Here is a 26776-nt window from a genome sequence, read left to right as displayed (position 1 = left end):
CTCCGTTCCGATAACGCTTCGTTTATCGCCGGCAATCTTCCGGTTTCCTTTTGAATAGGTGACAAAGTGGAACGAGCAGGCCGCAGCAGCGACCGTGGCCCAAACATGCAAAAGGAAACACTAATGAGCGCGTCGCAGAAAGAAGGTAAGCTATCTACCGCTACCATTTCGGTTGGTGGGAAGTCCGCCGAAATGCCTGTGCTTTCAGGCACTCTGGGACCGGATGTTGTCGACATCCGCAAACTTCCTGCGCAACTGGGCGTTTTCACGTTTGACCCAGGTTACGGGGAAACAGCCGCCTGCAACAGCAAAATTACCTTTATTGATGGTGACAAGGGCGTTCTGCTGCACCGTGGTTACCCCATTGCCCAGCTGGCGGAAAATGCTTCCTATGAAGAAGTTATCTACCTGCTTCTGAATGGTGAACTGCCCAACAAGGCACAGTACGACACCTTCACCAACACCCTTACAAACCATACGCTGCTGCACGAGCAGATCCGTAACTTCTTTAACGGCTTCCGGCGTGATGCCCACCCAATGGCCATTCTGTGCGGCACGGTTGGGGCTTTGTCTGCCTTCTACCCAGATGCCAACGATATTGCCATTCCCGCCAACCGGGATCTGGCAGCCATGCGGCTGATTGCCAAAATCCCAACCATTGCGGCATGGGCTTACAAATACACGCAGGGCGAAGCCTTTATCTATCCGCGGAATGATCTGAACTACGCAGAAAACTTCCTGTCCATGATGTTCGCGCGCATGTCCGAACCTTACAAGGTCAACCCTGTTCTGGCCCGTGCCATGAACCGGATTCTGATCCTGCATGCCGATCATGAACAGAATGCTTCTACCTCCACCGTGCGCCTTGCCGGTTCTACGGGTGCCAATCCATTTGCATGTATTGCTGCGGGCATTGCCGCCCTGTGGGGACCTGCCCACGGTGGCGCCAATGAAGCCGTGCTGAAAATGCTGGCGCATATTGGCAAAAAGGAAAACATTCCCGCCTTTATTGCGCAGGTAAAAGACAAGAACAGCGGCGTGAAGCTGATGGGCTTTGGCCACCGCGTTTACAAGAACTTCGACCCGCGCGCGAAGATCATGCAGCAGACCTGCCACGAAGTGCTGACAGAACTGGGCATTAAGGATGATCCGCTGCTGGATCTTGCTGTTGAGCTGGAAAGAATTGCCCTGAGCGATGATTACTTCGTGCAGCGCAAGCTCTACCCGAATGTGGATTTCTACTCCGGCATTATTCTCAAGGCTATGGGCATCCCTACCAGCATGTTCACCGTGCTGTTTGCCGTGGCCCGCACCACCGGCTGGGTTAGCCAGTGGAAGGAAATGATTGAAGAACCGGGCCAGCGTATCAGCCGCCCTCGCCAGCTTTATATTGGCGCACCGCAGCGTGACTATGTGCCGCTTGCCAAACGCTAAAAGCGCCTAAACCCCAAAAGCCGGTTTTCCTTAAGGGAGACCGGCTTTTTGTTTGCTCTGCTTTTCAACAGCCACAAAACACACCGAAACATTCAGACATAAAAAAACGCATGCCCTTGCGGAACATGCGTCTGATTACATCGGGCTATACCCTTGGTGCGTTAGTTGCAATCACACCCTTTGGTTGGCCCGGAATCCATGCGGACAACATGATGATCAATCCATTCGGACACAAGGCGGCGCGCCTCATTCACTGATGCTTCAGGATGATGAATGCGGTACAGGGTGGTGCAGGCATTAAATGCCGTAACATCTGCTGTCCCCACTTCGCGCAGTTCCTTGTAAGCCGTTATAACGGCCCGCTCACACTTGCGCGCGATACGATTAGCTTCGGCGGCCACGGCATATTCCTTAACTGATAATCAATCTTAACTGGAGATGATTAAACGCTACATCCGCCATATAAGCAAGGTGCAAAAATCAATTCCGGGGCTTTTGAACATCACAAGTTTTTCACCCATATGCTGCCCACGTCTTTATCTGGCATGCATATGCAGGAAAACTGCCATATCAGGCATGGATTTTCCAAGCCTGCGGCGTTATTCCAAACATATATAGACAACCGCCAAATTCAAGGACATGCGCACATGACATCACCCTCAGGCGTGGCCTCTGCCCACCCCGCTGAGACCAGCGACTGGGACCGCGACGCGGCCCTGACCACCGCACGCCTGCTGCTGGAAATCAAAGCCGTAAATTTCCGCCCAGAAGACCCCTACACCCTGACTTCTGGCTGGAAATCCCCCGTCTATATTGATTGCCGCCGCATTATCTTCTTCCCCCGCGCCCGTGCCAAAATTATGGAACTTGGGGTGGAAAAAATCGGCCGCCACGTTGGGTATGAAAGTCTGGATGCCGTTGTGGGTGGTGAAACCGCAGGTATTCCGTTTGCCGCATGGATGGCAGACCGCATGATGCTGCCAATGGCTTATGTGCGCAAAAAGCCAAAAGGTTTTGGCCGCAACGCCCAGATTGAAGGCGATGTGCCCGAAAACATGCGCACCCTGCTGGTAGAAGATCTGACCACCGATGGTGGCTCCAAAGTGCAGTTTGCCAATGCGCTGCGCAATGCGGGCGCCATTATCAACCACGCATTTGTTGTGTTCTATTACGGCGTTTTCCCCGGTGCACAGAACACGCTGGCAGAAATGAACGTCTCCCTGCATGCCCTGTGCACATGGTGGGATGTGCTGGAAGCATGCTCCACACGGCCATACTTCTCTGAAGAAGCTGCATCTGAAGTACGGCGTTTTCTGGAAGATCCTTGTGCCTGGTCTGCCCGCCACGGTGGTGTTGGCACCTTGGAAGAAGCTGCTGCATTTAAAGCCAACAAGGATAAATAAAACGGTGCAGATAGATGGCCTTGCCCTGTCCGGCCCCCGGCATATTCTGGCGTTTGATTCCGGAATTGGGGGGCTGGGTATTGCCAGGGCCATTCAAGCGCTGGCGCCAGATATCTGCATAGATTATCTGGCCGACACCGCCATTTTTCCATATGGCGAACAGGATGACGATTTTCTGATTGAGCGAATCGTCTCCTTACTTTCCCAAGCTATTCGGCGGCTCCAGCCCCAAGTTGTCGTGGTGGCCTGCAACACGGCCAGCACATTGGCGCTGGAAGCCCTGCGCGCTGCGTGGCCTGATATGCCTTTTGTAGGGTGTGTTCCGCCCATACGCTGGGCAGCACGCATCACCCAAACCAAAGTGATCGGGCTGCTTGCCACGCGTGCAACTGTGCGCCGGCCTTACCTTTCTCGCCTCCATGCGCTTTACGCGCCGGAATGCACACTTATTGCCCACGCCGCACCCGGCTTGGCTGGATGTGCGGAATTGGCCTTCCGTGGGCAAGATGTGTCTGATTCTACGCTTTTGCGAGAAATTGAAGGGCTGTTTGTTCACCCGGATTCTAACCGGCTGGATGTCGTAGGTCTTGGCTGCACGCATTATACCTTCGTGCTGGACCGCTTACGTGCGCTCTCTCCACCCGGTTTAACGTGGCTAGACCCCGCCCCCGCCGTGGCGCAGCATACCTGTAACCTACTGGCGCATTTGCCACAGAAAACCCACGCACATCCCTGCGCATGGTTTACGGCTTTGCCGGATGATCAAGCCCTATTCACGCACTTAAAACCTTACAGGTTTAGTGCTGCCGTATTATGGGAAGATGTGAATGAGGTAGAAGCCAGCTATTACTCACCCGTAATAGCCAGCCCCTAATATACAGCCGCCCTTAACGTTCGCGGCTGGCAGAATAGCTGGCAGTTTCCAGCAGCAAGTTCTTCAATGTGTCATCTGGGAACATGGAAAGATTTTCACGCGCTTTGGCTGCGTAATCTTCCGCACATTTCAGGGTAATCCCAATTGCATTTGTTTTTGCAATACGGTCCAGCGCTGCTTCCAGATCTCCGGGGTGCTGGTCACATTCCTCAATCACCCGGCGCCAGAAAATGCGGTCTTCCTCATTCCCTGCTTCGTAAGCTGCCAAGACAGGTAGGGTGACTTTCCCTTCACGGAAATCATCCCCCACTTCCTTGCCCAGAGTGGCCTGATCTGCCGCATAGTCCAGCGCATCATCTACAAGCTGGAAAGCCATGCCCAAATTGGCGCCATACATGCGCAATGCTTCACGCTGTTCTGGTGTAGCTTCACCAATGACAGCGCCAGATTCGCACGCAGCCGCAAAAAGCGCAGCGGTTTTGCCGTAAATGACCTGCAGATACTGATCCACCGATGTGGAGAGATCGTTCTGCGTGGTCATCTGCATGACCTCACCTTCCGCCAGTGTGGCAGAAGCCGCAGACAGAATCGCCATCACACCCAGCGAGGCATCGGCTGTCAGAATCTGGAAAGACCGCGCAAACAGAAAATCCCCCACCAGCACGGAGGCCTTGTTGCCAAAAATGGCATTGGCACTTGCCAGCCCACGCCGAAGCTGGCTGTCATCTACCACATCATCATGCAACAGCGTGGCTGTGTGAATGAACTCCACACACGCGGCAATTTCTACATGCCGCATGCGCCCATCCTGATTGTTGTAGCCGCACATTCTGGCCGCAGCCAGAGTGAGCAACGGCCGCAGCCGCTTACCACCAGCCGCCACCAAATGGGCCGCAAGCTGCGGTATAAGTGCCACGGGGCTTTGCATACGGTCTACAATGACCTGATTGCAGGCAAGCATGTCCGACGCAAGATAATCGGCCAGCGCTTTCAGGCCTGCTTCTCCTGGTTTACTCACTGAAACTCCAGATCCATCCTGGCTTGTGGTTCTGCCTGTTTCTGACAGACTGATTGCAACACCCAAACGTTTTATCCCCCAGCCATGGGATGAGTTGACGTTCTTCTATATGCGAGGCACCTGAAAAACGGTCAAGCGCCTACGAATTCAAGCCAGCCAGACACATAGCTCCCATCGGAAACCATGCCAGCTCGTTTTGCCATCACTCCCGGAACGCTTTTGCGTGGCCGTATCTCCTATAGTCAGTTTCTGCAAGGCTACCGCACCGGGCTGGAACCCGTGCTTATGGCCGCCGCCGTACCGGCCCGCACAGGCCAGCATGTGCTGGAAATTGGCTGTGGCGCTGGGGCTGGGCTACTTTGCCTGCTCCACCGCATTCCCACCATTCATGGCACGGGTGTGGAAAAAGAAAGCGATACAGCAGCCTTGGCCCAGCAAAACATGGCCGCCAACCAGCAGCAGAATATCAGGATTCTGAACGCCACATTTCCCGATGTTTTTCTGGCAGATACGCCACAGCCCGAACAATATTTTGACCACTGCATGGCGAATCCGCCGTGGCATGCCCCTTTAGGCACGGCTTCGGCACATCCGCGGCGTGATCTGGCCCGGCGTATGGGGGCAGATACTTTACCTACATGGATTGCGGGGGCGGCCCGAATCCTACGCCATAAAGGCAGCCTTACACTCGCCCTGCCCGCAGCTTTGGCCGACCAAGCCATTTTCTGCCTAAGCAAAACTGGGTTTGGTGGCGTTACGCTGTATCCCTTCTGGCCCAAGGCCGGGCGGGAATCGCGCATTGTGTTGGTGCAGGCCCGTAAGGGCGTAAAAAGCCCTGCCCGTGTTCTGGCAGGGCTGGTGCTGCACGAAGCAGATGGAGCTTTTACCCCCACGGCCCGCACAGTGCTGGAAGAAGGTGCCCCGTTGCCGGGGCTGTAACCTGCTTATTCGAAAACCGAGTTTTCGAAGGCTTCTTCCCACGTGCCAGAGGTGGAGGCTCGGCTGTATTCCGTAGCGCGGTTTTCGAAGAAGTTGGTGTGTTCCACCGCATTCAACATATCATCCAGCCACGGCAGCGGGTTGGTTGTGGTGTTGTAAATCGGCTCCAGCCCAAGCTGGGTCAGGCGGCGGTCTGCAATAAAGTGGATGTAGGTTTTCACCTGCTCCGCATTCAGCCCTTCTACAGCACCCATTTCAAAGGCCAGATCAATAAAGGCCTCTTCATGCTCCACAATGGTGCGGCAGATATCTGTCAGTTCCGTACGCAGCTGCTCTGTCCACAGTTCAGGATTTTCCTGAATGAACACGCGGAACAGGCGGATAATGGAGAGGCAGTGCAGTGTTTCATCACGCACAGACCATGACACAATCTGCCCCATGCCCTTGAGCTTGTTGAAGCGCGGGAAGTTCAGCAGAATTGCAAAAGATGCAAAAAGCTGAAGCCCTTCCGTAAAGGCCCCAAAGGCTGCCAGCGTTTTGGCGATTTCATGCTTACTGTCCACAGTGAACGTCTGCATGTAATCGTATTTATCCTTCATTTCCTTATATTTAAGGAAGGCGGAATACTCGGTTTCGGGCATACCGAGCGTATCCAGAAGGTAGCTGTAAGCTGCAATATGGATGGTTTCGATGTTAGAGAACGCTGAAAGCATCATCAGCACTTCCGTGGGCTTAAACACACGGCTGTAGTGCTTCATGTAGCAGTTGTTCACTTCCACATCGGACTGGGTGAAGAAGCGGAAAATCTGCGTAACCAGATGCTGTTCACCTTCGTTTAAAACGCGGTGCCAGTCCTTCACGTCATCAGCCAGAGGCACTTCTTCCGGCAGCCAGTGCAGGCGCTGCTGCGTCAGCCACGCATCATACGCCCACGGATAGCGGAACGGCTTGTAAACCGGGTTAGCTGTCAGCAGGTCAAACTTCTGTTCCTGCTGCGGCTCCTGACCAGATATATGCTCGCTCATGCTGCCCCCTTTTGACGGCAACACTCAGGATGCCGTCACATTTCTTTTGTAAGGAGCTTTCATACCCAATGCTTACTGGCAGGCCAAGCATTCTTCGTAGTCATTCCCGCTTGATGCGGAACCTGACGATGCTTGAGATGAATCCACATTCATCACGTCATTCTTGGCCAGAACATTGCTGACTGTATCTGCACGCTGGATAGACAGGCTGCGGCAGTAATACAGAGATTTCAGGCCCTTTTTCCAAGCCATGTAATGGATCTGGTGCAGATCCCGCTTATGCACGTCAGCAGGCAGGAACAGGTTAACGGACTGCGCCTGGCAGATAAACGGCTGGCGGTCTGCCGCATGCTCCACCACCCAACGCTGATCCAGCTCAAACGCGGTTTTAAACACGTCCTTTTCCTGCTGGGTCAGAAAATCCAGATGCTGCACGCTGCCCTTGCTGGTGGTGATGGAAGACCACACCTCCGGCGTATCCTGCCCTTTTTCTTCCAGAAGTTTCTGTAGATGACGGTTACGCACCGTGAAGGAACCGGAAAGCGTTTTCTGCAAGAACACATTGGCCGCAATCGGCTCAATTCCGGGGCTGGCATTGCCAGCAATAATGGAAATGGACGCCGTGGGCGCAATAGCCATCTTGTTAGAAAAGCGTTCCATAATGCCGTATTCTTCAGCATCCGGGCATGGGCCGCGCAGTTCCGCCAACTTGCGGGATGCCGCATCCGCCTGCTCACGAATATGCTTGAAAATCTTACGGTTCCAGACTTTTGCTATCACGCTTTCAAACGGCACGTTGCGGCTTTGCAGGAAGCTATGGAACCCCATAACACCCAGCCCAACAGAACGTTCACGCATGGCCGCATATTTGGCGCGGTGCATGTCTTCTGGCGCGCGGTCAATGAAATCCTGCAACACGTTATCGAGGAACAGCATGACGTCCTCAATAAACTGCGGATTATCTTTCCACTGATCCCATGTTTCCAGATTGAGGGAGGAAAGACAGCACACTGCTGTACGCGCCTTACCGTGATGATCGATCCCGGTTGGCAGCGTAATTTCGGAACACAGATTAGAGGTTTTGACTTCCAACCCGGCCAGCTTGTGATGTTCCGGCCGCGCGTTGTTCACGTGGTCAGAATACACAATGTAGGGCTCGCCCTGCTCCATACGGGCCGTCAGAATACGGATCCACAATGCACGGGCAGAAATCTTGCGGATAACGCTGCCATCCTTGGGGGATATCAGCGCCCATTCATCATCGCTTTCCACCGCCCGCATAAAGGCGTCTGACACCAGCACACCATGATGCAGGTTCAGCGCCTTACGGTTGGGATCTCCCCCGGTGGGGCGACGCAGTTCGATAAATTCTTCAATTTCCGGGTGCCAGACCGGCAGATACACCGCAGCAGACCCACGGCGCAAAGACCCCTGAGAAATCGCCAGCGTGAGGCTATCCATCACGCGGATGAACGGAATAACGCCGGATGTTTTGCCGTTGCGGCCAACATTTTCACCAATGGAGCGCAGGTTGCCCCAGTAGGACCCAATGCCACCGCCCTTACTGGCCAGCCAGACATTCTCGTTCCACAGGTCAACAATGCCTTTCAGGCTATCGCTGGCTTCGTTCAGGAAGCAGGAAATCGGCAGGCCGCGTGATGTTCCGCCGTTAGACAGAACTGGCGTTGCCGGCATGAACCAGTGCTTGCTGATGTAATCATAAATACGCTGGGCGTGGGCTGCATCTGCCCCGTAATAGGAGGCCACACGGCCGAACAGATCCTGATACCCTTCATCTGGCAGCAGGTAACGGTTATCCAGCGTGGCCTTGCCAAAAGGTGTCAGCAGCGCATCACGAGAGCGATCTACCCGCACCTGATGGTGGCCGGGCAGCTGCACCATATCTTCCATCTCACCAGCGTTGAACAGATCGGGCTCCCCAGCTTCTGCGCCCCCGGACGAGGAACGACGAATGTCATTTTCCTGTACGTCAATCAGGGTCATGGCTGGGTTACTCCGCTATTTTCTGCGTCAATTTTGGGGTCGGATGGGGAGGCTTTGCCTCCGCACCATATCTCGTGCTTGTGCTCCATCTCGCCCCCTATATCTAGTGAAATTTTACACACAAAGCCAGAAAAAGGGGCTTGATATTTTGAAACTGGCGGTTTTCTCCCGCTTCTGTGGCGCGGTTTCCTGTTCGGTTTTATTCGGCCCGAATCAGTCCGGAAAGCTCCATCCGGCGGCGAGATTCGGCAATACCATCTGCCACGGCCAGAGCCGCCGCCAGAGCACGCCGACCAGCATTTGCGTCCACCACCACAGGGGCACCATCCAGGCACGCAGCAACAAAAGCTTCGTGTTCGGCCAAGAGCGAATCATGCTCTTTCCATGTGATGTGCTCGCGCCGGAATCCCCCCGTGCCCGGCAACGGCAGGCCGCGATCACGGCCAATCATCGTCAGTTCCCGCTTTACGAAATCGGCAGACAGGTAACCTTCCTCAGAAAACAGGCGCATGCGCCGTTCTGTTTTAAGTGAAATGCGGCTGGCGGTAATGGTGGCTACACAGCCGTTTTCAAACCGCACTCGCGCATTGGCAATATCTTCATGCGCCGAGCTTACAGCCGCACCCAAGGCATCCACCTGCGCAATGGGACTATCTACAATAGCCAGAACCAGATCCAGATCATGGATCATCAGATCCAGAATAACCGATACATCGGTGCCGCGCGGCTTGTAGGGAGCAATACGTGTGGCCTCTATATAAAGCGGCCGGGTGATGCGCTGGGTAATGGCATCGTGCTCGGCAGAATAACGCAGCAGGTGCCCAACCTGACAGACCAACCCACTTTCCTGCGCCAGAGTTACCAAAAAGTCGGCCTGCTCCAGCGTGGCGGCTATGGGTTTTTCCACCAGCACATGCTTGCCGGCCCGCAGGGCCTGTACCGCCAGTTCAAAATGAAATTCCGCAGGCGCAGCCACCACTACGGCATCGCACGCCGCCAGCAGGGTATCTACATCCTGCATAACGGGGCATCCGACTTCCTTCGCTACCAAGGCGGCGCGCTTGCTGTCGGGGTCAAACAGCCCCACCAGTGTTTCCCGCGCAACGTGGCGCACTTTCAAGGTATGAAAACGTCCGAAATGTCCGGCTCCAATTACGCCAACCTTAAGTGTTTCAGCCATGAAATCCGCCTTCTTTTTATGCCCTATAAGACTGCATGCAGGCGTAGCACCCCCGCAGCCGAATGCAAGACGCCCCCAACAACAGGCAGCCCTGCCGCAAACTGATGCAGTTTGGCCACGTACATCTTGGTGTGGCGACCATACAACAGGTATGAAACGCGAATAATGCAGCACAACGGTTGCATCCCGCCAGCCGGGGCGGCATGTTCCCGGCAAGAAAACTGCAAGCGATCAGGTGAGAATGTATTACAGCCGCCTCAAACTGGCCTCGGTGCTGGGCGTGTGCCTGTTGGGCCTGCTGCTGTGCCTACCCAACGGTATGCGCAAGCCTTTCCCTTCCATACCATGGCGTCAGATCCATCTGGGGTTGGATTTGCGGGGCGGGTCTTACCTGCTGATGCAGGTTGACCTTAAAAGCCTTACGCATGACAGGCTCCAGACACTGGCGGAAAACACGCGTGATACCCTGCTGAAATCTCAGCTCGGCTATCAGAACATCAACGTGGATGCCGACAAAAACACCGTCTCCTTCCAACCGCGTGATGCGGCTGAGGCAGATGCGGATGTTGCCACGCTGGACAAGCTGCCCCGCGTTGTGCCCAATGAATTCAGCGTAAAAAAGCAGGATGATGGCACAATCGCCCTCGTGCTTTCCGCTGATGCTATTAAGGCCCGCGCGCGGGAAGCAGTGACACAGTCTATTGAGATTGTGCGCCGGCGTATTGATGGCACAGGTGCGGTTGACCCCGAAATTACCCGTCAGGGTGATGATCGGATTGTGGTGGAACTGCCGGGCATCAGTGATCCGGAGCGAATCAAGGCGCTGCTGGGCACCACAGCCAAAATGACCTTCCGGCTGGTAGATTCCAACCCGCTGCACGCCACATATCCACCACCGGGTGTCAGCCTTGTGCCCATGGCCAACCCGGCTGAAGGCGGCCCCCTGCCCGTTTTTGACCACGTGGATGTGGATGGCACAGACCTGACAAACGCAGGCGCTGTGATTGACCAGCAGACGGGCGAATGGGCTGTCAGCTTCTCGTTCGATTCAGTTGGCACGCGGGCTTTCTCATCGGTTACGCAAACCAATGTTGGCAAACGCTTTGCCATTGTTCTGGATAACAAGGTGATTGAAGCCCCCGTTATCCGCACCCCCATTACAGGCGGCAACGGGCAGATTACGGGTGGGTTTGATGCCCAGAAAGCCACGGATCTGGCGCTGATGCTGCGTGCTGGCGCGCTGCCTGCACCTTTGAGTGTGGTAGAACAGCGCAGCATTGGGCCATCCCTTGGGGCCGATTCCATTCGGGCTGGCATTCTCAGCCTTGGCGTTGGCTTCCTGCTGGTTGTGGTTTTTATGGTTCTGTTTTATGGCCGCTTTGGCTGGTACGCAGATATTGCCCTGCTGGCCAACCTTGTGCTGATGGTAGCTATTCTCTCACTGTTTGAAGCCACCCTTACGCTGCCGGGTATGGCGGGTATGCTGCTGACCTTGGGCATGGCGGTGGATGCCAATATCCTGATTAACGAACGCATACGCGAAGAAGTGGCCCGTGGCCGCACGCCTCTGGCCGCCATGCAAACCGGGTTTGAACGCGCCACTTCCACCATTGTAGATAGTAATGCCACGGCCTTTTTGGCCCATGTCATGCTGTTTGTCTTTGGCACGGGGCCGGTGCGTGGCTTTGCGCTAACCATTACCATTGGTATTGCCACCACGCTGTTCACCACCCTGCTGCTTTCCCGCATGCTTATGGCCCGCTGGTATGCGCGTACGCGCCCTGCCAGCCTGCCTGTCTGAAGCGAGGCCATTATGTTCGGACGTCCTCTTCTGCGTTTTGTACGCAAAGACACGCAGATCAACTTCATGCGTGGCCGGTACATGGGGCTTATTGTCTCGGCCGTGCTTTCCATCGCCTCTATCATTCTGTTCTTCCATCCCGGCCTCACGCTGGGGCTGGATTTTAGAGGCGGCATTGTGGTGGAAGCCAAAACCAGCGGCCCGGCAGATTTTGCCAAGCTGCGTTCGGCATTGGCGGCACAGCATATCTCTCACGCATCGCTTCAGGCTTTTGGGGCCCCTGATGATGTGCTGATTCGCCTTGATGCTGGTGATGACCAGAATACCGATGCCGTGGTGGATACTGTGCGCCGTGCCGTTACGGAAGCACAGCCGGGCACCACCATTTTGCGGGCAGATGCGGTTGGCGCTTCTGTTTCTGCCGAGTTGTTCCGCAATGGCATGCTGGCTCTTGGGCTCAGCTTGGCCATGATTCTGGTTTACATCTGGTTCCGCTTTGAATGGGAATTCGCCCTTAGCGCCGTGATCACACTGGTTTTGGATCTTACCAAAACCATGGGCTTTCTGGTGATTACCGGTTTTGAGTTCGACCTTGTGATGGTGGCCGCCATTCTGACCATTCTGGGCTATTCCACCAATGATAAGGTGGTGGTGTATGACCGCGTGCGTGAAAACCTGCGCAAATATCGCACCATGCCGCTGATGGACCTGATCAACCTCTCCATCAACGAAACACTGAACCGTACCTTGGGCACATCCTCCACCGTGTTTTTGGCGGCCCTTCCGCTGGCACTATGGGGTGGCGCTACGCTTTCCGGTTTTGCTTGGACAATGCTGTTCGGCATTGTGGTGGGCACCTCCTCCTCCATCTTTATTGCAGCGCCGTTGCTGCTGTTTATGGGGGAAGGCAGATTGAAACGTGGCGCCAAGGCAGGCCCTACCCCGGCGCAGCAGAAAAGCTGATACGTCTTTCTTCTTGGTATCAAGCCAATAAAAAAACGGAGCAGGTTTTACACCTTGCTCCGTTTTTTTGTGCCTAGCGCATGAAACCGGGAGTTGATGGCGGCGGTAAAAGAATGGGGTCAGACAAAGCGGGGGAAAGAGGCTGTGTGGGCTGCTCTACCGCGCCAATAAAATCTTCCACCTTATGCCCTGCCTGCCGCAGCGTACGCCGGGTTGGTTTATCCCGAAACGCCAGAATGGCCACAAGCGCATTTCTGTCTGTTTTAATGATATTGAACACTTGGTCCGGTGGCAGATCTTCTGTCATCATCCGCCCGCGCGCCATGCCATTGGCTATCACGTAACTGTACAACAGCGTGCGCGGTGTTTCCTGCACCTTCAGCCCGCGTGAGCTTTGGCACCCTGCCAGCCCTAAAATGGCCAGCACGCCAACTGCTGAACGAAAAAAAACCGGAAAGCCGGATCGGGAGCGCTTCATATAAGAAGCATATCCCATATCCTACTTTCCGGGAACAGATCACACAGCCGCCATTTTAGACCCATGGCGGCAAGCGCAAGGCTTAATTAGCCCTGATGCGGTGCCTGATCTTTATTGTTAGCAGCCAGTTCATCACGAATCTGCTCAAGCAGAACTTCGGTTTTGGAAGGCGGCGGCGGTGCCTTGGGCTGTTCATCTTCACGTACATGCAGGCGTGTCAGGGCCTTCACCATCCAGAAAATAGCCATAGCCACAATCAGGAACTGGATAACGGCGTTCAGGAACAGGCCAACGTTCAATGTAACCGCGCCAGCTTTCTGGGCTTCTTCCAGAGTAGCCAGATGCGGGCCTTTAAGGGTGATGAACAGGTTGGAAAAATCAATCCCGCCGATAAGCAGACCAATCAAGGGGTTGAAAATATCTTTTACCAAACTGTTTACAATTGATGTAAATGCAGCACCAATAATAACACCAACTGCCAGGTCAACAACATTGCCGCGCATGATAAATGCCCGGAACTCGCCCACCCAACCTGGGGCATGGACGTGAGATTTAAGATCAGCCATACAAAAATTCCTGTGAAATACTGGGAAATCCGCTCAGAAGTAGCCGTTTTACCGCTTTTTCCTCAAGCCCTTGTATCAGAATTGACACATTTTTCTTAATATTTGAGGTATTCTGTAGCACAAAAGCTGCACAAACGCTGTTATTTGCCTATTATATGCTTCACTTCATTATCATGCCCACCAAGGCAAAATGAACGGTTGATCCAGCATACGCATTTCGTTTATATGCACGGCAATCTTGGCCCGGTCGGTATCGGGCCCTTTCTGCTGTAACGAAAGAACCAGTTTCATGAAACCCGGCATTCACCCCGATTATCACGAAATCACTGTTGTCATGACTGACGGCACGGAATTCAAAACGAACTCCTGCTATGGCAAGGCTGGCGACACGCTCCGTCTGGACGTTGACACCAAGTCTCATCCGGCTTGGACAGGCGTGCAGCGCATGCTGGATACCGGGGGCCAGGTTGCCAAGTTCAACAAGCGTTTTGCTGGTATTGGCACCCGCAAAAAAGGCTGATTTTTCAGTTCTTTGCGTATGCAGAAAAGCCCTGCCTCTTGAAAAAGAGCGCGGGGCTTTCCACGTTCAGGGGTATGGAAATGCCCGCATATGGGGTTTCCGCCAAAAAACGCTGCCGGGCAGATTGCCTTCGGGGGTCTTGGCAAAACCGGCAGAACCTTGCTGAACGAGGAGGTTCTTACATGAGTTACGATTTTACACCGCTATTCCGCACTGCAATTGGCTTTGACCGCCTTGCACAGGTGATGGATTCTGCAGCCCGCTCACCGGGCAATTCCAGTTTTCCACCGTACGATATCGCTAAAACGGGAAATGATAGCTACACGCTCACCATGGCTGTGGCTGGTTTTGGGCCGGAAGATATAGAGCTGGTGGTGCAGGATAACACGCTTGTTGTTTCTGGCCGTGTGAATGCCCCGCAAGATGAAGGCGAAATCCTGCATCGTGGAATTGCGCGGCGTGCGTTTGAGCGCCGCTTTGCCTTGGCTGACCACGTTGAAGTGACCGGCGCGGAAATGAATAACGGGCTCCTGCGCATTACAGTGCAACAGATTATTCCCGAAGCACTCAAGCCACGGCGTATTCCTGTTAAAACTGTAAGCACCACACCGGCAGAACGTGCGGTAGCAACCGAGCAGAAAAATCAGGCACCGCAACAGCCCCAGCATTCCATTGCCACAGCAGCCTGATTGCTGAAGTTTTACCAATACGTTCCATATGGGCTTAGCAAGGGGGAAACTGCGGTTTCCCCTTATTTAATTGTGTAGAATATTGATCCGTTATGTGTATTGCGGCTTGACCTGAAGCAGCCACTCCCCCCATATCGTGGCACAGATGCGCGCCGGCAGGCACGCAGGCCTGCGGAACACGTTCCGGGCCGTCAAGTTCCCGGTGCCTGCGCAAGCGCCGCCCGACGACAGGAATACAAAATCATGACGACCCTACCGTTAATGCCCAAAGCAACTGCTGTGTGGCTGATTGAAAAAACTGCTCTCAGTTTTGAACAGATTGCCGCTTTTTGCGGTATGCATCCGCTGGAAGTGCAGGCCATTGCTGATGGTGAAGTGGCACATGGTATTGTGGGTTATGACCCGGTTGCGAATCACCAGCTGAAGCAGGAAGAAATCCAGCGTTGTGAAAAAGACCCCAACGCACGGCTGAAAATTCTGCCTTCCAACAACCCTGTGCGCCGTCGCTCCAAGGGGGCGCGTTATACGCCTGTTGCCAAACGTCATGATCGTCCAGATGGCATTGCATTCCTGCTGCGCAATTATCCGCAACTGAGCGACCAGCAGGTTGTTAAGCTGCTTGGCACCACCAAGGATACCATTGCGAAAGTACGCAACAAGCAGCACTGGAACACCCCCAACATCAAACCGCGTGATCCGGTAACCGTGGGGCTGTGCAGCCAGACAGATCTGAATGCTGCCGTGCATGAAGCCAATATGCGTCTGGAACGCGAAGGGCAGGAAATTCCTGCGCCTGTAACAGATACCGAAAGCTTTAGCGCTTCCGAAAACTGATTGAATGATGCCTGAGGCAGAAGGATTGATCTTTCTGCCTCAGAAACATTTAAGCTGCCAAATACGGCATCAGGCCGAAAGGCGCTCTATTTCTTCCTTTATTCGTAGCTTTTGTAATTTCAGGCACATCAGCACGCGCTCGTCCGGTCTGGGGCGTCCGCCTTCGCTCATAATTTTCTGATCAATACGGAAATGGCGGGATTTAAGACTCTCGATCCTTGAAAGGCGTGTCATTTGGGTGCCTCCACTCGATTGATGACCCCTAAACGCTAGCGTACCGAGAATAAGAAAGTTCATGTTAATTTCATATATCGCGCCCTGCTGGCATGCAGCCTGAGCATGGAAGTTTTTTTGTAATCCTGGCTGGCGTCCGGCTCTTACATGGTAAACACTGCTTCGGGCATGCTATTCACTCTGCGGGCGGCCAGACCCGGCGCGCGATTCCGCATTAGTGGTGAAGGAGACAGGACATCATGCTGCGAGATCGCGATTTACTGCTTGCCCAACTGCATGAACTGCGTAGTGAACACAGAGATCTGGATACAGTTATCAGCCGGATGGCGCATGAAACCACCTTTATTGACCAACTGTATCTCCAGCGGCTTAAAAAGCGTAAACTCCTGTTAAAAGATCAGATCACCAAGGTTGAAAGCCTTCTGATCCCTGATGATATCGCCTAAACCATTCCGTTTCAGACTTTAGAAAACCCGGATAGATACCTACCGTGAGCGAAACTGCCCCCCTGCCCTCCGCTTCCGATGCTTTAGAAGATAAAGCAGCCTCTGCCCCAGTTGTGGGGATTATCATGGGCAGCCAGTCAGACTGGGAAACCATGCGCCATGCAGATGCATTGCTGACAGAGCTGGAAATCCCGCACGAAACTCTCATTGTTTCAGCACATCGCACGCCAGATCGGCTGGCGGATTACGCACGTACGGCAGCCGAACGCGGGCTGAATGTGATTATCGCCGGAGCCGGCGGGGCCGCCCATCTGCCGGGCATGTGCGCGGCATGGACACGCCTGCCCGTGCTGGGGGTTCCGGTAGAATCTCGCGCGCTTAAAGGCATGGACAGCCTGCTTTCCATTGTGCAGATGCCCGGCGGTGTGCCCGTAGGCACGTTGGCTATTGGTGCACCCGGGGCTAAAAACGCAGCCTTGCTGGCGGCCTCTATTCTGGCACTGCATAACCCCGCCCTTGCCGCACGCCTTGAAACATGGCGCGCACTACAGACAGCCTCTGTCCCCAACTCCCCTATTACCGAAGATAAATGACCTCCTCACATTCTCCGCTTAAGCCCAATGCAGTTATCGGCATTGTGGGTGGTGGCCAGCTTGGCCGCATGTCTGCCATTGCTGCTGCACGCCTTGGGTTTCGGACGCATATTCTGACAACCGAGGCCGATGGCCCGGCGGCTCAGGTTTCTCACGCCGTAACATGCGGCAAGTATGATGATCCGGCAGCACTGGATGCGTTTGCCAGTGCTGTTGATGTTGTCACCTTTGAGTTTGAAAACATCAGCGCTGATGCGTTAGACCTTTTGGCCAAACACTGCCCTGTGCATCCTTCCGGCCATATTTTACGCATCAGCCAGGACAGATTGGCTGAAAAAACTTTTTTTGCTTCGGCTGGCATTCCATTAGCGCCGTGGCATGCCGTTACAGACGTAAAAACGCTGCACGAAGCCGCAGAAAAAGTTGGCTTGCCGCTGATTCTCAAAACCACCCGCAATGGATATGATGGCAAAGGCCAGCGCCGCGTGCATCATATCCATGATCTGGAAGAAGCCTTTAACGCTCTCGCACCACATCCTCTGGTTGCAGAAGGTATGGTGGATTTTGCCTGCGAGATCAGCGTTATGGTGGTGCGCAGTGCAGAGGGTACGGTACGGTGCTTTGATCCAGCCCTGAACCGGCACTGGAACGGCATTCTGGACCTTACGCTGGCTCCAGCCCCTATTGATCCCAACATTGCCGCGCAGGCTGTAAAACTGGCCACCACCATTGCCGAAAAGCTGGAATTGGTAGGCATTCTGGGCGTTGAAATGTTTGTTGATCGCACCGGTAACCTGCTGGTGAATGAAATGGCCCCCCGCCCCCATAATTCGGGCCATTGGACCATGAATGCCTGCCCGCAGGATCAGTTTGACATGCATATCCGTGCGGTTGCAGGCTTACCTCTGCCTCATGCTGTGCGCCATTCTGATGCAATCATGAAAAATCTGGTTGGGCCGGAAGATATGGCTCTGTTGCCGCAGATTATGGCCACACAAGGCTTTATTCCACATTTATATGGCAAGGCAGAAGCCCGCGTTGGCCGCAAAATGGGGCACGTAAATATCCTGTTCCCCTACGGTGCGCTACCCGGCAATTTGGGTATTCAGGATGCCTTGGGGCCACTGGCCACCAAAACAGCCGCCCCGGAACCTGAAGAAGACTAAGCCGCCAGTTACAGCATTGCGTGAAGCCAAGGGCTTACAACAGCCCAGCTTCACGCATGCTCAACAGTTTTTCTCCGGCAACAATAATATGATCCCATACATGGATATTCATAATTTTTGCCGCGCCACAAATTTGTGTTGTCATCACCACATCATCGGCTGAAGGCGTTGGGTCTCCACTTGGGTGATTATGCACCAACACCAGCATAGTGGCGTTAAGCTGCAAAGCGCGTGCTACAATTTCCCGCGGGTAAACAGGTGTATGGTCTACCGTGCCCTGCCCCATAACATCATCAGCCAGTAGCTCGTACTTGTCATTCAAAAACAATACGCGCACCTGTTCGCGCTTTTCCGGCCCCATAACAGCCCGCAAATACGCATAAAGCTGTGCGCTATCGGCCAATATGCCAGAACGGCGCAATCTTGCACGCTGAATGCGTAATCCAGCCTCACGCACAAGCATAAGCAAAACACGCACGGCTTCTGGCAGCGCCTTTATGCTTTTACTTGGCTCATGCCAGCTTATAGCTGCCATAACTGCGGAAATGCTTCCGTACTCATGTAATAAATTACGTGCTTGTTCCTGTGCTTTGCCACTACGTGGCTGCGCTTGTGCTATCAACCTGCATAATAGAGCAAGGTCTGTTTCTTCTGCTGCAGCGAGTTCCGGCGCAGCACCACCATACATTTCCGCTGGAAGCGCAATGGCTTCCGCAGTTGAAACATTCAGCCGAAAATGTGTGGCATCAGCAAATTGACTTGTGGGTTTTTTTTCAGATTTTGCAGATGGGCGCTTCAAGATTTCGGCCCTGTATGGTGGTTGAAGCTGCGCCATTCGCCACATCCAATGGCAATATGGTCGTGCACCTCTACGGCCAATAATGGTGCACTGCGCTGTAATTCCCTTACAAAAGGTGCGTTTTGCGCAAGGGTTTGATCCAGCGTTTGATCTTCTGCCACCCAATCCACCGTTACCAACGCACAGGCATGCAAAGCTAACGCACGTTGCAAGACCAGCGCGACCGCTTGCCGAATACAAGCCATGGTTTCATGGCTGCTACCCTCATGCAAAAAAGCTGGCACAGCTTCATCGGCAATTAACTGGTTACGGCTATCCAGAAATAAAGCGCGCACCTGCCCTCTGGGGGCATTTGCCAAGTATACATCTGCATATTCTAAAATACTGTCCCAGTTTCCCAAAAACTGGCGTGTTTCCTCACCATTTTCTGGCAACCTGTCTGCCACACAGGCCACATCCTGCAAAACTGCCGCACTTGCGCGCGTAATGCCGCTAATCTGGCGCAGATTTTCTTCCCCCGCTTCCAGCACAGCCTGCAAAGACCCAAAGACATTGATAAGGTTTTTGGCCAGCGGCTTTGTATCTTTACGTGGAATCCCGACATAGAGCAGCATTTCCAGCAATTCATAATCCGCCAAGGAAGCCGCACCCTGTGCCAACACGCGCTGGCGCATACGTTTGCGATGCCCTGTCGGGCCGGTGCTTTCAAAAACAGGCATGGCACCTTGTTGCACGTTTAAACAACCGTGGGTTGTGTCGGTCTTTACTGCAAAGCAGCCGGGCTTTTTTTGCCTTTTCTGCTCTGCTGACTGTCTCCCCATTCCATTGCTCCGTTTGGCCTGAAGCGCACATGCTTATATAAAGGCATGGTGAATACGTCCGAACACCCCTCCGCCCCGCTTTTTTCATCTCCGTCTGCCTCGGGTGACAGTTATCTGGCTCGTCTCAACCCCGAACAGCGCGCAGCTATTGAAACAACGGATGGCCCTTTGCTGGTACTGGCTGGTGCTGGCACAGGCAAAACACGGGTTTTAACCACCCGCTTTGCGCATATCCTGCTAACAGGCCGCGCCAAGCCGTGGCAGATCCTGACAGTAACCTTTACCAATAAAGCTGCGCGAGAAATGCGTGAGCGTATCGGCCTGCTTTTGGGCAGCCCGGCAGAAGGGTTATGGTTAGGCACATTTCATGCCCTTTGCGCGCGTATGCTCCGCCGCCATGCTGAGTATGTGGGGCTGACCCAAAGCTTTACCATTCTGGATACGGATGACCAGTTGCGCCTGCTCAAGCAGGTTATGGCGCCGTGGCAGATTGATATCAAACGCTGGCCTGCTCCGGGCCTTTTGGGCGTGATCCAGCGTTGGAAAGACCGAGGGCTTACACCGGAACGCATTACCCCCACCGAGGACTCGGACTTTGCCAATGGCCATGCCCGCGCCATTTACACCGCGTATCAGGCCCGCCTGAAGCAGCTGAATGCCTGCGATTTTGGTGACCTCATGCTGCATGTGACCGAAATTTTGCGCACACGGCCTGATGTGCTGGCCCAGTATCACCGCCTGTTCCGCTACATTCTGGTGGACGAGTATCAGGATACCAACACCATTCAGTATCTCTGGCTGCGCCTGCTGGCCAAACATGCAGAAGGCCCGGCCAACATCTGCTGCGTGGGGGATGATGATCAATCTATCTACTCATGGCGCGGTGCAGAAGTTGAAAACATCCTGCGGTTTGAAAAAGATTTTCCCTCCGCCAAGGTTGTGCGGCTGGAACGCAATTATCGCTCCACCCGGCATATTCTGGGGGCAGCAGCAGGGCTTATTGCCCATAACAGCGAACGATTGGGCAAAACACTCCGCCCTGGTCGAGAAGATGCAGAAGGTAAAAAGGTTAGCGTTCTAGGGGTATGGGATTCGGATACAGAAGCCCGCATGGTGTGCGAGCAGGCCGAAAAGCTGCGCGCACAAGGCCACGCCCTAAAGGAAATTGCCATTCTGGTGCGTGCGGGCTTTCAAACCCGTGCATTTGAAGAACGGCTGATGCAAACCGGCCTGCCTTACCGCATTGTGGGCGGCCTGCGTTTTTATGAACGCGCAGAAATACGTGATGCACTGGCCTACATGCGCGTGCTGAGCCAACCTGCGGATGATCTGGCTTTTGAACGCATTATCAACGTGCCCAAACGCGGTGTTGGCCCGGCCGGGCTGCAAAAGCTACATGCAGCAGCCCGCGCCAATAACCTGCCCCTTACAGGTGGTACGGAAAAACTGCTGGAAGATAACACCCTTAAAGGAAAATCTGCCGCCCATTTACGCCAGTTGATGGAAGCCTTTGCCAGCACGCGCGATATTCTGGCGCGTGAAGGCCATGTGGTGGCCGTAGAACACCTGCTGGAAGAAAGCGGGTATCTGGACATGTGGCGGCAGGATCGCTCCCCCGATGCGCCGGGGCGGTTGGAAAACCTGAAAGAACTAACGCGCGCACTGGCCGATTTTGGAACTCTGGGCGAGTTTCTGGAGCACGTTGCCCTTGTTATGGATCATGATGAAAACGGGCAGGATGATTACCTGTCCATCATGACTCTGCACGGCGCCAAGGGGCTGGAGTTTGATACGGTATTCCTGCCCGGTTGGGAGGAAGGCGTTTTTCCCTCCCAGCGCACGCTGGATGAAGGGGGCCTGAAAGGGCTGGAGGAAGAACGCAGGCTGGCTTACGTGGGCATTACGCGCGCACGGCAGGAAGCCATTATCTTTCACGCAGGCCGCAGACGCATTTACGCCAACTGGCAGCCCTCCATGCCCAGCCGTTTTCTGGACGAGCTGCCAGATGAACACGTGGTCCGCCATGATGAGGGCGGCGGGTTCCAGCGGCAGGGCCTGAACCTTTCCGAATCCGTGTTTGATAACGGCCCCATTATTGCCCGCCGCAGAAAAGACCCCATGCTGGAGGCCGCACCGGCCCTGCAACTGGGTGACCATGTGCGCCACCCCCGCTTTGGCGAGGGCATCGTTATTTCGGCAGATCGGCACCATGTTGAAGTGTCTTTTGAATCTGTCGGTACCAAACGTCTTCTTTCATCCTTTATCGAGAAAATCTAATGGCCCCTCCTACCCGCCGTCATGCCACCAGCCTTGAAACCATTTCTGTCACTGTGCCGGAAGCGGCGGTGGAAGCTTACGAAAACGCCATTGGCAGCGTATGCGCCACGGTAGGTATTTTTGAAGCCAACCCGGAAGGCACCCAGTGGCGGGTAGAAGGCGTAAAAGACACCGGGCACCGTGAGGATGAACTGGCAGCCGCCCTTGTGCTGGCTGAACTGACAACAGGCGTAAGCGCCCCACTGGAACGCACTAGCACAGAAGCCGAAGGCTGGCTGGCCCGCACGTATGAGGCTTTTCCTGAACAGGAAGTGGGCCGCCGTTTTGTGGTGCGCGGCACGCATTTGCCCGATTCCAAAAACGCCACCCGCATTGTGCTCACGCTGGATGCTGGCGTGGCCTTTGGCTCGGGCGAGCATGGTTCCACCCGCGGCTGCCTGCGCGCGCTGGAACGTGTGGCTTACCGCCGCCCCCGCCGTATTCTGGATTTGGGTTGCGGCACCGGTATTCTGGCCATGGCCGCAGCAGCATTGCTGCACCAAAAGGTGCTGGCAGTGGATATTGAGCCGTGGTCTGTGCGTGTGGCGGCACAAAACGCCAAACGCAACCAGCTTAACCGCGCCATGACATGCCGCCTGGGCAATGGGTGGCAAACCCCCGCCATCTGGAAGGCCGCGCCGTTTGATCTAGTTTTTGCCAATATTCTGGCCCGCCCCTTGTGCCTGATGGCCAAGGACCTGGTACGGTATCTGGCCCCCGGCGGCACGGTTATTCTGGCCGGGCTGTTGCGCACACAGGTGCGTATGGTGCTGGCCGCGCATCGGCGGCAGGGGCTGGTGCTTGAGCAGGAACTGCATGAAGGCGAATGGGCTACCCTGATCCTGCGCCGCCCGGTTCTTCCTATTCGAAAAACAGCCTGATCGGCCTTTTCTTTTCCTATCTTTTCAGGACACGGTTTCCATGGCGTCTGCATCCTCTACCCGTCTTGCCGCATTGCGCACCCTTTTGCAAAACGAGGGGCTGGATGGCCTGATTGTGCCCCATAGCGATGAGTTTTTGGGGGAATACACACCAGCCTGTGCAGAACGTCTGGCATGGTTAACAGGTTTTACAGGCAGCGCAGGCACAGCCATTGTGCTGCCCCATACTGCCGCCGTATTTTCTGATGGTCGTTACATTACCCAGATGGATCAACAGGTGGATGGCACATGCTGGCAACGGCTACATATTAGCCAGACACCTCCGGCCACATGGCTGAAAGAACAAGCCAAACCAGAAACCCGCGTGGGGTATGACCCGCGTGTGATGAGTGTGGCGGAGCTGCGCCCGTTTGCAGCCCAAAGCGGGGTAACTCTGGTGCCCACATCCCGCAATCTGGTGGATGATATCTGGACCGATCGACCAGCTTTTCCCTCGGCCCCAGCCTGCATACATCCGCTTGCTTTTGCTGGCCGAAGTTCTGCTGAAAAGCGGCAGGGAATTTCTGCAATTCTGACGCAGAATGGTCAGGATGCCGCTGTTCTGAGTGATTCAGCCTCTATCGCATGGCTACTGAATATTCGTGGCTCCGATATCCCCTGCACACCTGTGGTGTTGGCCTTTGCGTTGGTGCATGCAAACAGTTCGGTAGACCTGTTTATAGAGCCAGAAAAAGTTTCGGCTAACGTTAAGGAATGGCTTGGCTCTTCCGTGCGCGTGCATGCGCCGCAGGAGATGGAGCAGGTTCTGGCAACCCTGAAAGGCAAAACCGTTGGCGTGGACCCTGCCAGCAATGCTGTCTGGTTTGGGCAAACCCTCACCCGCCATGGCGCCACGCTGCAGGAAGCACCAGACCCCTGCCTGCTGCCCAAAGCCCGTAAAAACAAGGCGGAACAGATGGGCATGCGCACAGCCCATCTGCGTGATGGCGTAGCGCTTTGCCGCTTTCTGCATTGGCTGGATACAAAAGGCCGCAACTGCACAGAACTTGAAGCCGCCACACAGCTTGATGCCTTCCGTGCCGAAGGGAAGGATTACAAAGAAGAATCCTTTCCGGCCATTTCCGGTTCCGGCCCCAATGGGGCCATTATTCATTACCGCGTCACGCCGGAAAGTGACCGGAAATTACAGGATAACGAAGTTTACCTGATTGATAGCGGTGGCCAGTACCCTGAAGGCACAACAGATGTTACCCGCACAATCTGGACAGGCCCCGATGCGCCATCTGCCAGCCTGAAAGACGTATTTACCCGTGTGCTCAAGGGGAACTTGCGCCTTGGTCGCGCGCGTTTTCCGGTGGGCACCAAAGGCCATGCGCTAGATGCACTGGCACGGTTTGACCTGTGGCAGGCCGGGCTGGATTATGACCACGGCACCGGCCACGGTGTGGGCAGCTTTCTTTCCGTGCATGAAGGGCCAGCCCGTATTTCCAAAATGCCTTCTCCCATTACGCTTGAAGAAGGCATGGTGATTTCCAACGAGCCGGGCTTTTACAAACCCGGCGCCTACGGCATCCGGCTGGAAACACTGGTGATGATCCGCCCCGGCAACATACCGCATTCGGACCGGGCTTTTCTGGAATTTGAAACCCTTACACTGGCACCTTTTGACAGACGGTTGATTGACCTCACCCTGTTAGGCCCGGAAGATACCGCCGTGCTGGACGCGTACCATGCTCAAATCTTGGATCAGGTAGGCCCTCACCTGCCATCTGATGCACAGAAATGGCTGAAAACGGCATGTGCGCCTCTCAAGAGGGCGTGAGAGGCGGAGTCTTTCCCCGCTGGTCACGAAATTGAGAATCGCATGCACCGTAAAACGGGCGCAAAACAGGCTACGAAGTTGAAGGGAGCTTCTCAGAATGACGACAGACAGCAAGACCATTCCAGCCACTCTTATTGCAGGTGATGGCATCGGCCCTGAAATTGTTGAATCAGTTACCGAAATTCTGGATACCGTTGGGGCCCCATTTGTATGGGACCGCCAGCTGGCCGGTATGGCGGGTGTGGACGCGGTAAATGACCCGCTGCCCAAGCAGACAATTGAAAGCATCCGGCGCACGGGCCTGGCCCTGAAAGGCCCGCTGACAACTCCAGTTGGTGGTGGGTTCAAATCCATCAACGTAACCCTGCGTCAGGAATTTGGCCTGTTTGCCAACCTGCGCCCAACCAAAACCATCATTCCCGGTGGTCGGTTTGATGATATCGACCTTGTTCTGTTCCGTGAAAACCTTGAAGGTTATTACGCAGCAATGGAACATTACATTCCGGTGGGGGATGACCCCAAGGGCATTGCGCTAAGCTCCGGCTTTAACTCCCGCGCAGAATGCCGCCGGATTGTAAAGTTTGCCTTTGAATATGCGGTAAAGAACAACCGTAAAACGGTAACCATTGTTCACAAGGCCAATATCCTCAAACTGCTGACAGGCCTGTTCCTTGAAGAAGGCCGCAAGGTTGCAGAAGAATACAAGGGCCGCATTGAATTCAATGAACGGATTGTAGATGCCTGCGCCATGCAGCTTGTTATCAACCCATGGCAGTTTGATGTGATTGTGACCACCAACCTGTTTGGTGACATCCTTTCCGACCTTACGGCCGGTCTGGTGGGTGGCTTGGGTATGGCACCGGGTGCAAACATTGGTGAAAAAGCCGCTGTGTTTGAAGCCGTGCACGGTTCTGCACCAGATATCGCAGGCAAAGGCATTGCCAACCCGCTGGCTCTGCTGCTGGCAGCCGTTATGATGCTGCGCCATGTAAACCGTAATGATCTGGCTGACCGTATTGATGCCGGTATCAAAAAGGTTATCACCAACGGTACAGTGCGCACGAAAGATCTGGGCGGCAATGCCTCCACAAAGGATCTGACAGCAGCTCTGAAACAGGCCGTTGCCTGATATTGAGCAGTCTGGCTGTTCAAAAAAACCGATTGCGATGGAAAGGGAGCCCCAGTGGCTCCCTTTTCTTTTGGCCACACATCGCATTAGGGTAAGGCATGATCCGTTCTTTTGGTGGCCCGTGGCCTGCCCTGCCCCTTTCTGCTTCCTGCCGTATTGATGTGGAAGCCCCACCTCCGGCGGCTCCGGCAGATATTGAGCAGGAAATCACACATCTATGGCAGCAAGCCTGTACAACAACGCCAGCCCTGTTTAATGGCTGCGTATTTTCTGCATCCTGCGTAACGCGCACAGCCATTAAAGGCTATTGGACAGAGTATCGCCGCGTATTTGCACAAATGAAGAACCCCGCACTTTTTCCATTTTTGCGCCTGCAACCATTAGCCGTGGTGGGGCTGGTGCATACGCCAGATGGATACGTGTTGGGCAGGCGCAACCCATCTTCCATTTATCAGGGAAATTTCTGGCAAAGCCCGCCCGCTGGCAGCATTGAAAAACGCACCAACACGCAAAACGTCAATTTAGCCGAGCAGATTTTAGCAGAGGCCACAGAAGAATTGGGGCTGGATGCAAAAAGCCTACAGGTTGGGCCGCCACTTATGGCAGTGCGGCACCCTCATACCCGCGTGTTGGATATTGGGCTTGTGTTGGAAACGCAGCTTGCTTTTAAAAAAGTGGAAGAAAGCTGGAAACAGCATGCCAATAAAGAATACGACATGCTGGCCTGCGTGCCTGCCCTAGATATTACAACATGGCTGGGGCAAAACACCATTTTACCAACCAGCCAGTATCTTTTGCAGCATGATGTAAAAAGCAGAATGCCGCGCACCTTATGATACGC

General features: G+C 54.5%; 27 protein-coding genes. 17 read left to right on the top strand and 10 right to left on the bottom strand.

What is annotated here, in order from left to right; genetic code table 11:
* Nucleotides 1-123: 123 nt before the first annotated feature.
* Complete coding sequence (gene gltA, locus EOV40_RS04895) at nucleotides 124-1434, top strand: citrate synthase (protein ID WP_012812828.1); 1311 nt, start codon at nucleotides 124-126, stop codon at nucleotides 1432-1434.
* Nucleotides 1435-1595: 161 nt separating this feature from the next.
* Here gltA and EOV40_RS04890 read toward each other — a convergent pair whose 3' ends face one another.
* On the bottom strand, nucleotides 1596-1835 hold the full coding sequence (locus EOV40_RS04890; RefSeq protein ID WP_003622965.1) for a hypothetical protein: 240 nt from the start codon (nucleotides 1833-1835) through the stop codon (nucleotides 1596-1598).
* Between the two features lie 246 nt (nucleotides 1836-2081).
* Between EOV40_RS04890 and EOV40_RS04885 the strand changes: the two genes are divergently transcribed.
* Nucleotides 2082-2837, top strand: coding sequence for an orotate phosphoribosyltransferase (locus EOV40_RS04885; RefSeq protein WP_012812827.1), 756 nt, complete (start codon nucleotides 2082-2084; stop codon nucleotides 2835-2837).
* Nucleotides 2838-2841: 4 nt separating this feature from the next.
* Nucleotides 2842-3711 (top strand): glutamate racemase, encoded by an 870-nt coding sequence (locus tag EOV40_RS04880; protein ID WP_128105188.1) that lies wholly within the window; start codon nucleotides 2842-2844, stop codon nucleotides 3709-3711.
* A 13-nt stretch (nucleotides 3712-3724) separates the two neighbouring features.
* On the opposite strand, the gene EOV40_RS04875 is transcribed toward EOV40_RS04880, so the two are convergent.
* Entirely contained in the window at nucleotides 3725-4795 is a 1071-nt protein-coding gene (locus tag EOV40_RS04875) for a polyprenyl synthetase family protein (RefSeq protein ID WP_050819645.1), read from the bottom strand.
* Nucleotides 4796-4912: 117 nt separating this feature from the next.
* Between EOV40_RS04875 and EOV40_RS04870 the strand changes: the two genes are divergently transcribed.
* Complete coding sequence (locus EOV40_RS04870; protein ID WP_128105187.1) at nucleotides 4913-5668, top strand: tRNA1(Val) (adenine(37)-N6)-methyltransferase; 756 nt, start codon at nucleotides 4913-4915, stop codon at nucleotides 5666-5668.
* 5 nt (nucleotides 5669-5673) lie between these two features.
* Here EOV40_RS04870 and EOV40_RS04865 read toward each other — a convergent pair whose 3' ends face one another.
* From EOV40_RS04865 to EOV40_RS04855, 3 genes are all read right to left on the bottom strand, one after another.
* Complete coding sequence (locus EOV40_RS04865; protein WP_128105186.1) at nucleotides 5674-6693, bottom strand: ribonucleotide-diphosphate reductase subunit beta; 1020 nt, start codon at nucleotides 6691-6693, stop codon at nucleotides 5674-5676.
* A gap of 72 nt (nucleotides 6694-6765) precedes the next feature.
* The gene (locus EOV40_RS04860; RefSeq protein WP_050819643.1) at nucleotides 6766-8697 is read right to left on the bottom strand and encodes a ribonucleoside-diphosphate reductase subunit alpha; all 1932 of its coding nucleotides are present in this window, start codon (nucleotides 8695-8697) and stop codon (nucleotides 6766-6768) included.
* 199 nt (nucleotides 8698-8896) lie between these two features.
* Nucleotides 8897-9877, bottom strand: coding sequence for a Gfo/Idh/MocA family protein (locus EOV40_RS04855; RefSeq protein ID WP_128105185.1), 981 nt, complete (start codon nucleotides 9875-9877; stop codon nucleotides 8897-8899).
* A 235-nt stretch (nucleotides 9878-10112) separates the two neighbouring features.
* Here EOV40_RS04855 and secD point away from each other — a divergent pair, with 235 nt between their 5' ends.
* Both secD and secF read left to right on the top strand, forming a co-directional pair.
* Entirely contained in the window at nucleotides 10113-11678 is a 1566-nt protein-coding gene (gene secD, locus EOV40_RS04850; protein ID WP_208729266.1) for a protein translocase subunit SecD, read from the top strand.
* Between the two features lie 12 nt (nucleotides 11679-11690).
* Complete coding sequence (gene secF, locus EOV40_RS04845) at nucleotides 11691-12641, top strand: protein translocase subunit SecF (RefSeq protein ID WP_128105183.1); 951 nt, start codon at nucleotides 11691-11693, stop codon at nucleotides 12639-12641.
* A 73-nt stretch (nucleotides 12642-12714) separates the two neighbouring features.
* Here secF and EOV40_RS04840 read toward each other — a convergent pair whose 3' ends face one another.
* Together EOV40_RS04840 and mscL are read right to left on the bottom strand one after the other, a co-directional pair.
* A complete protein-coding gene (locus EOV40_RS04840) occupies nucleotides 12715-13119 on the bottom strand; it encodes a hypothetical protein (RefSeq protein WP_244297009.1) in 405 nt (134 codons plus the stop codon).
* Nucleotides 13120-13205: 86 nt separating this feature from the next.
* Entirely contained in the window at nucleotides 13206-13685 is a 480-nt protein-coding gene (gene mscL, locus EOV40_RS04835) for a large conductance mechanosensitive channel protein MscL (RefSeq protein ID WP_012812821.1), read from the bottom strand.
* 289 nt (nucleotides 13686-13974) lie between these two features.
* On the opposite strand from mscL, the gene rpmE reads away from it, so the two are divergent.
* From rpmE to EOV40_RS04820, 3 genes are all read left to right on the top strand, one after another.
* On the top strand, nucleotides 13975-14205 hold the full coding sequence (rpmE, locus tag EOV40_RS04830) for a 50S ribosomal protein L31 (RefSeq protein ID WP_050819638.1): 231 nt from the start codon (nucleotides 13975-13977) through the stop codon (nucleotides 14203-14205).
* Nucleotides 14206-14387: 182 nt separating this feature from the next.
* Nucleotides 14388-14894: an Hsp20 family protein gene (locus EOV40_RS04825; protein WP_012812820.1), complete on the top strand. Its 507-nt coding sequence runs from the start codon at nucleotides 14388-14390 to the stop codon at nucleotides 14892-14894.
* A gap of 243 nt (nucleotides 14895-15137) precedes the next feature.
* Nucleotides 15138-15728 (top strand): DUF1013 domain-containing protein, encoded by a 591-nt coding sequence (locus tag EOV40_RS04820; protein WP_050819637.1) that lies wholly within the window; start codon nucleotides 15138-15140, stop codon nucleotides 15726-15728.
* A gap of 69 nt (nucleotides 15729-15797) precedes the next feature.
* Here EOV40_RS04820 and EOV40_RS04815 read toward each other — a convergent pair whose 3' ends face one another.
* On the bottom strand, nucleotides 15798-15962 hold the full coding sequence (locus EOV40_RS04815) for a YdcH family protein (protein WP_080986859.1): 165 nt from the start codon (nucleotides 15960-15962) through the stop codon (nucleotides 15798-15800).
* 239 nt (nucleotides 15963-16201) lie between these two features.
* Here EOV40_RS04815 and EOV40_RS04810 point away from each other — a divergent pair, with 239 nt between their 5' ends.
* The 3 genes from EOV40_RS04810 to EOV40_RS04800 are packed head-to-tail and all read left to right on the top strand — an operon-like array spanning nucleotide 16202 to nucleotide 18167.
* Nucleotides 16202-16408, top strand: coding sequence for a YdcH family protein (locus EOV40_RS04810; protein WP_003622940.1), 207 nt, complete (start codon nucleotides 16202-16204; stop codon nucleotides 16406-16408).
* Nucleotides 16409-16452: 44 nt separating this feature from the next.
* The gene (purE, locus tag EOV40_RS04805) at nucleotides 16453-17001 is read left to right on the top strand and encodes a 5-(carboxyamino)imidazole ribonucleotide mutase (protein WP_128105181.1); all 549 of its coding nucleotides are present in this window, start codon (nucleotides 16453-16455) and stop codon (nucleotides 16999-17001) included.
* Nucleotides 16998-18167: a 5-(carboxyamino)imidazole ribonucleotide synthase gene (locus EOV40_RS04800; RefSeq protein WP_128105180.1), complete on the top strand. Its 1170-nt coding sequence runs from the start codon at nucleotides 16998-17000 to the stop codon at nucleotides 18165-18167. Before purE ends, EOV40_RS04800 begins: the two co-directional genes overlap by 4 nt.
* A gap of 34 nt (nucleotides 18168-18201) precedes the next feature.
* Here the strand turns inward: EOV40_RS04800 and EOV40_RS04795 are convergent, their stop codons facing one another.
* Both EOV40_RS04795 and EOV40_RS04790 read right to left on the bottom strand, forming a co-directional pair.
* Nucleotides 18202-19002 (bottom strand): JAB domain-containing protein, encoded by an 801-nt coding sequence (locus EOV40_RS04795; protein ID WP_128105179.1) that lies wholly within the window; start codon nucleotides 19000-19002, stop codon nucleotides 18202-18204.
* The gene (locus tag EOV40_RS04790) at nucleotides 18963-19787 is read right to left on the bottom strand and encodes a JAB domain-containing protein (protein WP_128105178.1); all 825 of its coding nucleotides are present in this window, start codon (nucleotides 19785-19787) and stop codon (nucleotides 18963-18965) included. The genes EOV40_RS04795 and EOV40_RS04790 overlap by 40 nt, the downstream gene beginning before the upstream one ends.
* Before the next feature lie 45 nt (nucleotides 19788-19832).
* Here EOV40_RS04790 and EOV40_RS04785 point away from each other — a divergent pair, with 45 nt between their 5' ends.
* The 5 genes from EOV40_RS04785 to EOV40_RS04765 all read left to right on the top strand — a co-directional run bounded on the left by EOV40_RS04785 (nucleotide 19833) and on the right by EOV40_RS04765 (nucleotide 26771).
* Nucleotides 19833-22064, top strand: a complete 2232-nt coding sequence (locus EOV40_RS04785; RefSeq protein WP_128105177.1) for an ATP-dependent helicase — start codon at nucleotides 19833-19835, stop codon at nucleotides 22062-22064.
* On the top strand, nucleotides 22064-22984 hold the full coding sequence (locus tag EOV40_RS04780) for a 50S ribosomal protein L11 methyltransferase (protein ID WP_128105176.1): 921 nt from the start codon (nucleotides 22064-22066) through the stop codon (nucleotides 22982-22984). The genes EOV40_RS04785 and EOV40_RS04780 overlap by 1 nt, the downstream gene beginning before the upstream one ends.
* 40 nt (nucleotides 22985-23024) lie before the next feature.
* Nucleotides 23025-24806, top strand: a complete 1782-nt coding sequence (locus EOV40_RS04775; protein ID WP_128105175.1) for an aminopeptidase P family protein — start codon at nucleotides 23025-23027, stop codon at nucleotides 24804-24806.
* Nucleotides 24807-24903: 97 nt separating this feature from the next.
* Nucleotides 24904-25935, top strand: coding sequence for an isocitrate/isopropylmalate dehydrogenase family protein (locus tag EOV40_RS04770; RefSeq protein WP_019090131.1), 1032 nt, complete (start codon nucleotides 24904-24906; stop codon nucleotides 25933-25935).
* A gap of 98 nt (nucleotides 25936-26033) precedes the next feature.
* Nucleotides 26034-26771: an NUDIX hydrolase gene (locus EOV40_RS04765; protein WP_128105174.1), complete on the top strand. Its 738-nt coding sequence runs from the start codon at nucleotides 26034-26036 to the stop codon at nucleotides 26769-26771.
* The last annotated feature ends 5 nt before the right edge of the window (nucleotides 26772-26776 follow it).

The sequence above is a fragment of the Acetobacter oryzoeni genome (assembly GCF_004014775.2).
GTDB lineage: Bacteria > Pseudomonadota > Alphaproteobacteria > Acetobacterales > Acetobacteraceae > Acetobacter > Acetobacter oryzoeni.
This window is presented reverse-complemented; position numbering and strand designations above follow the sequence as displayed.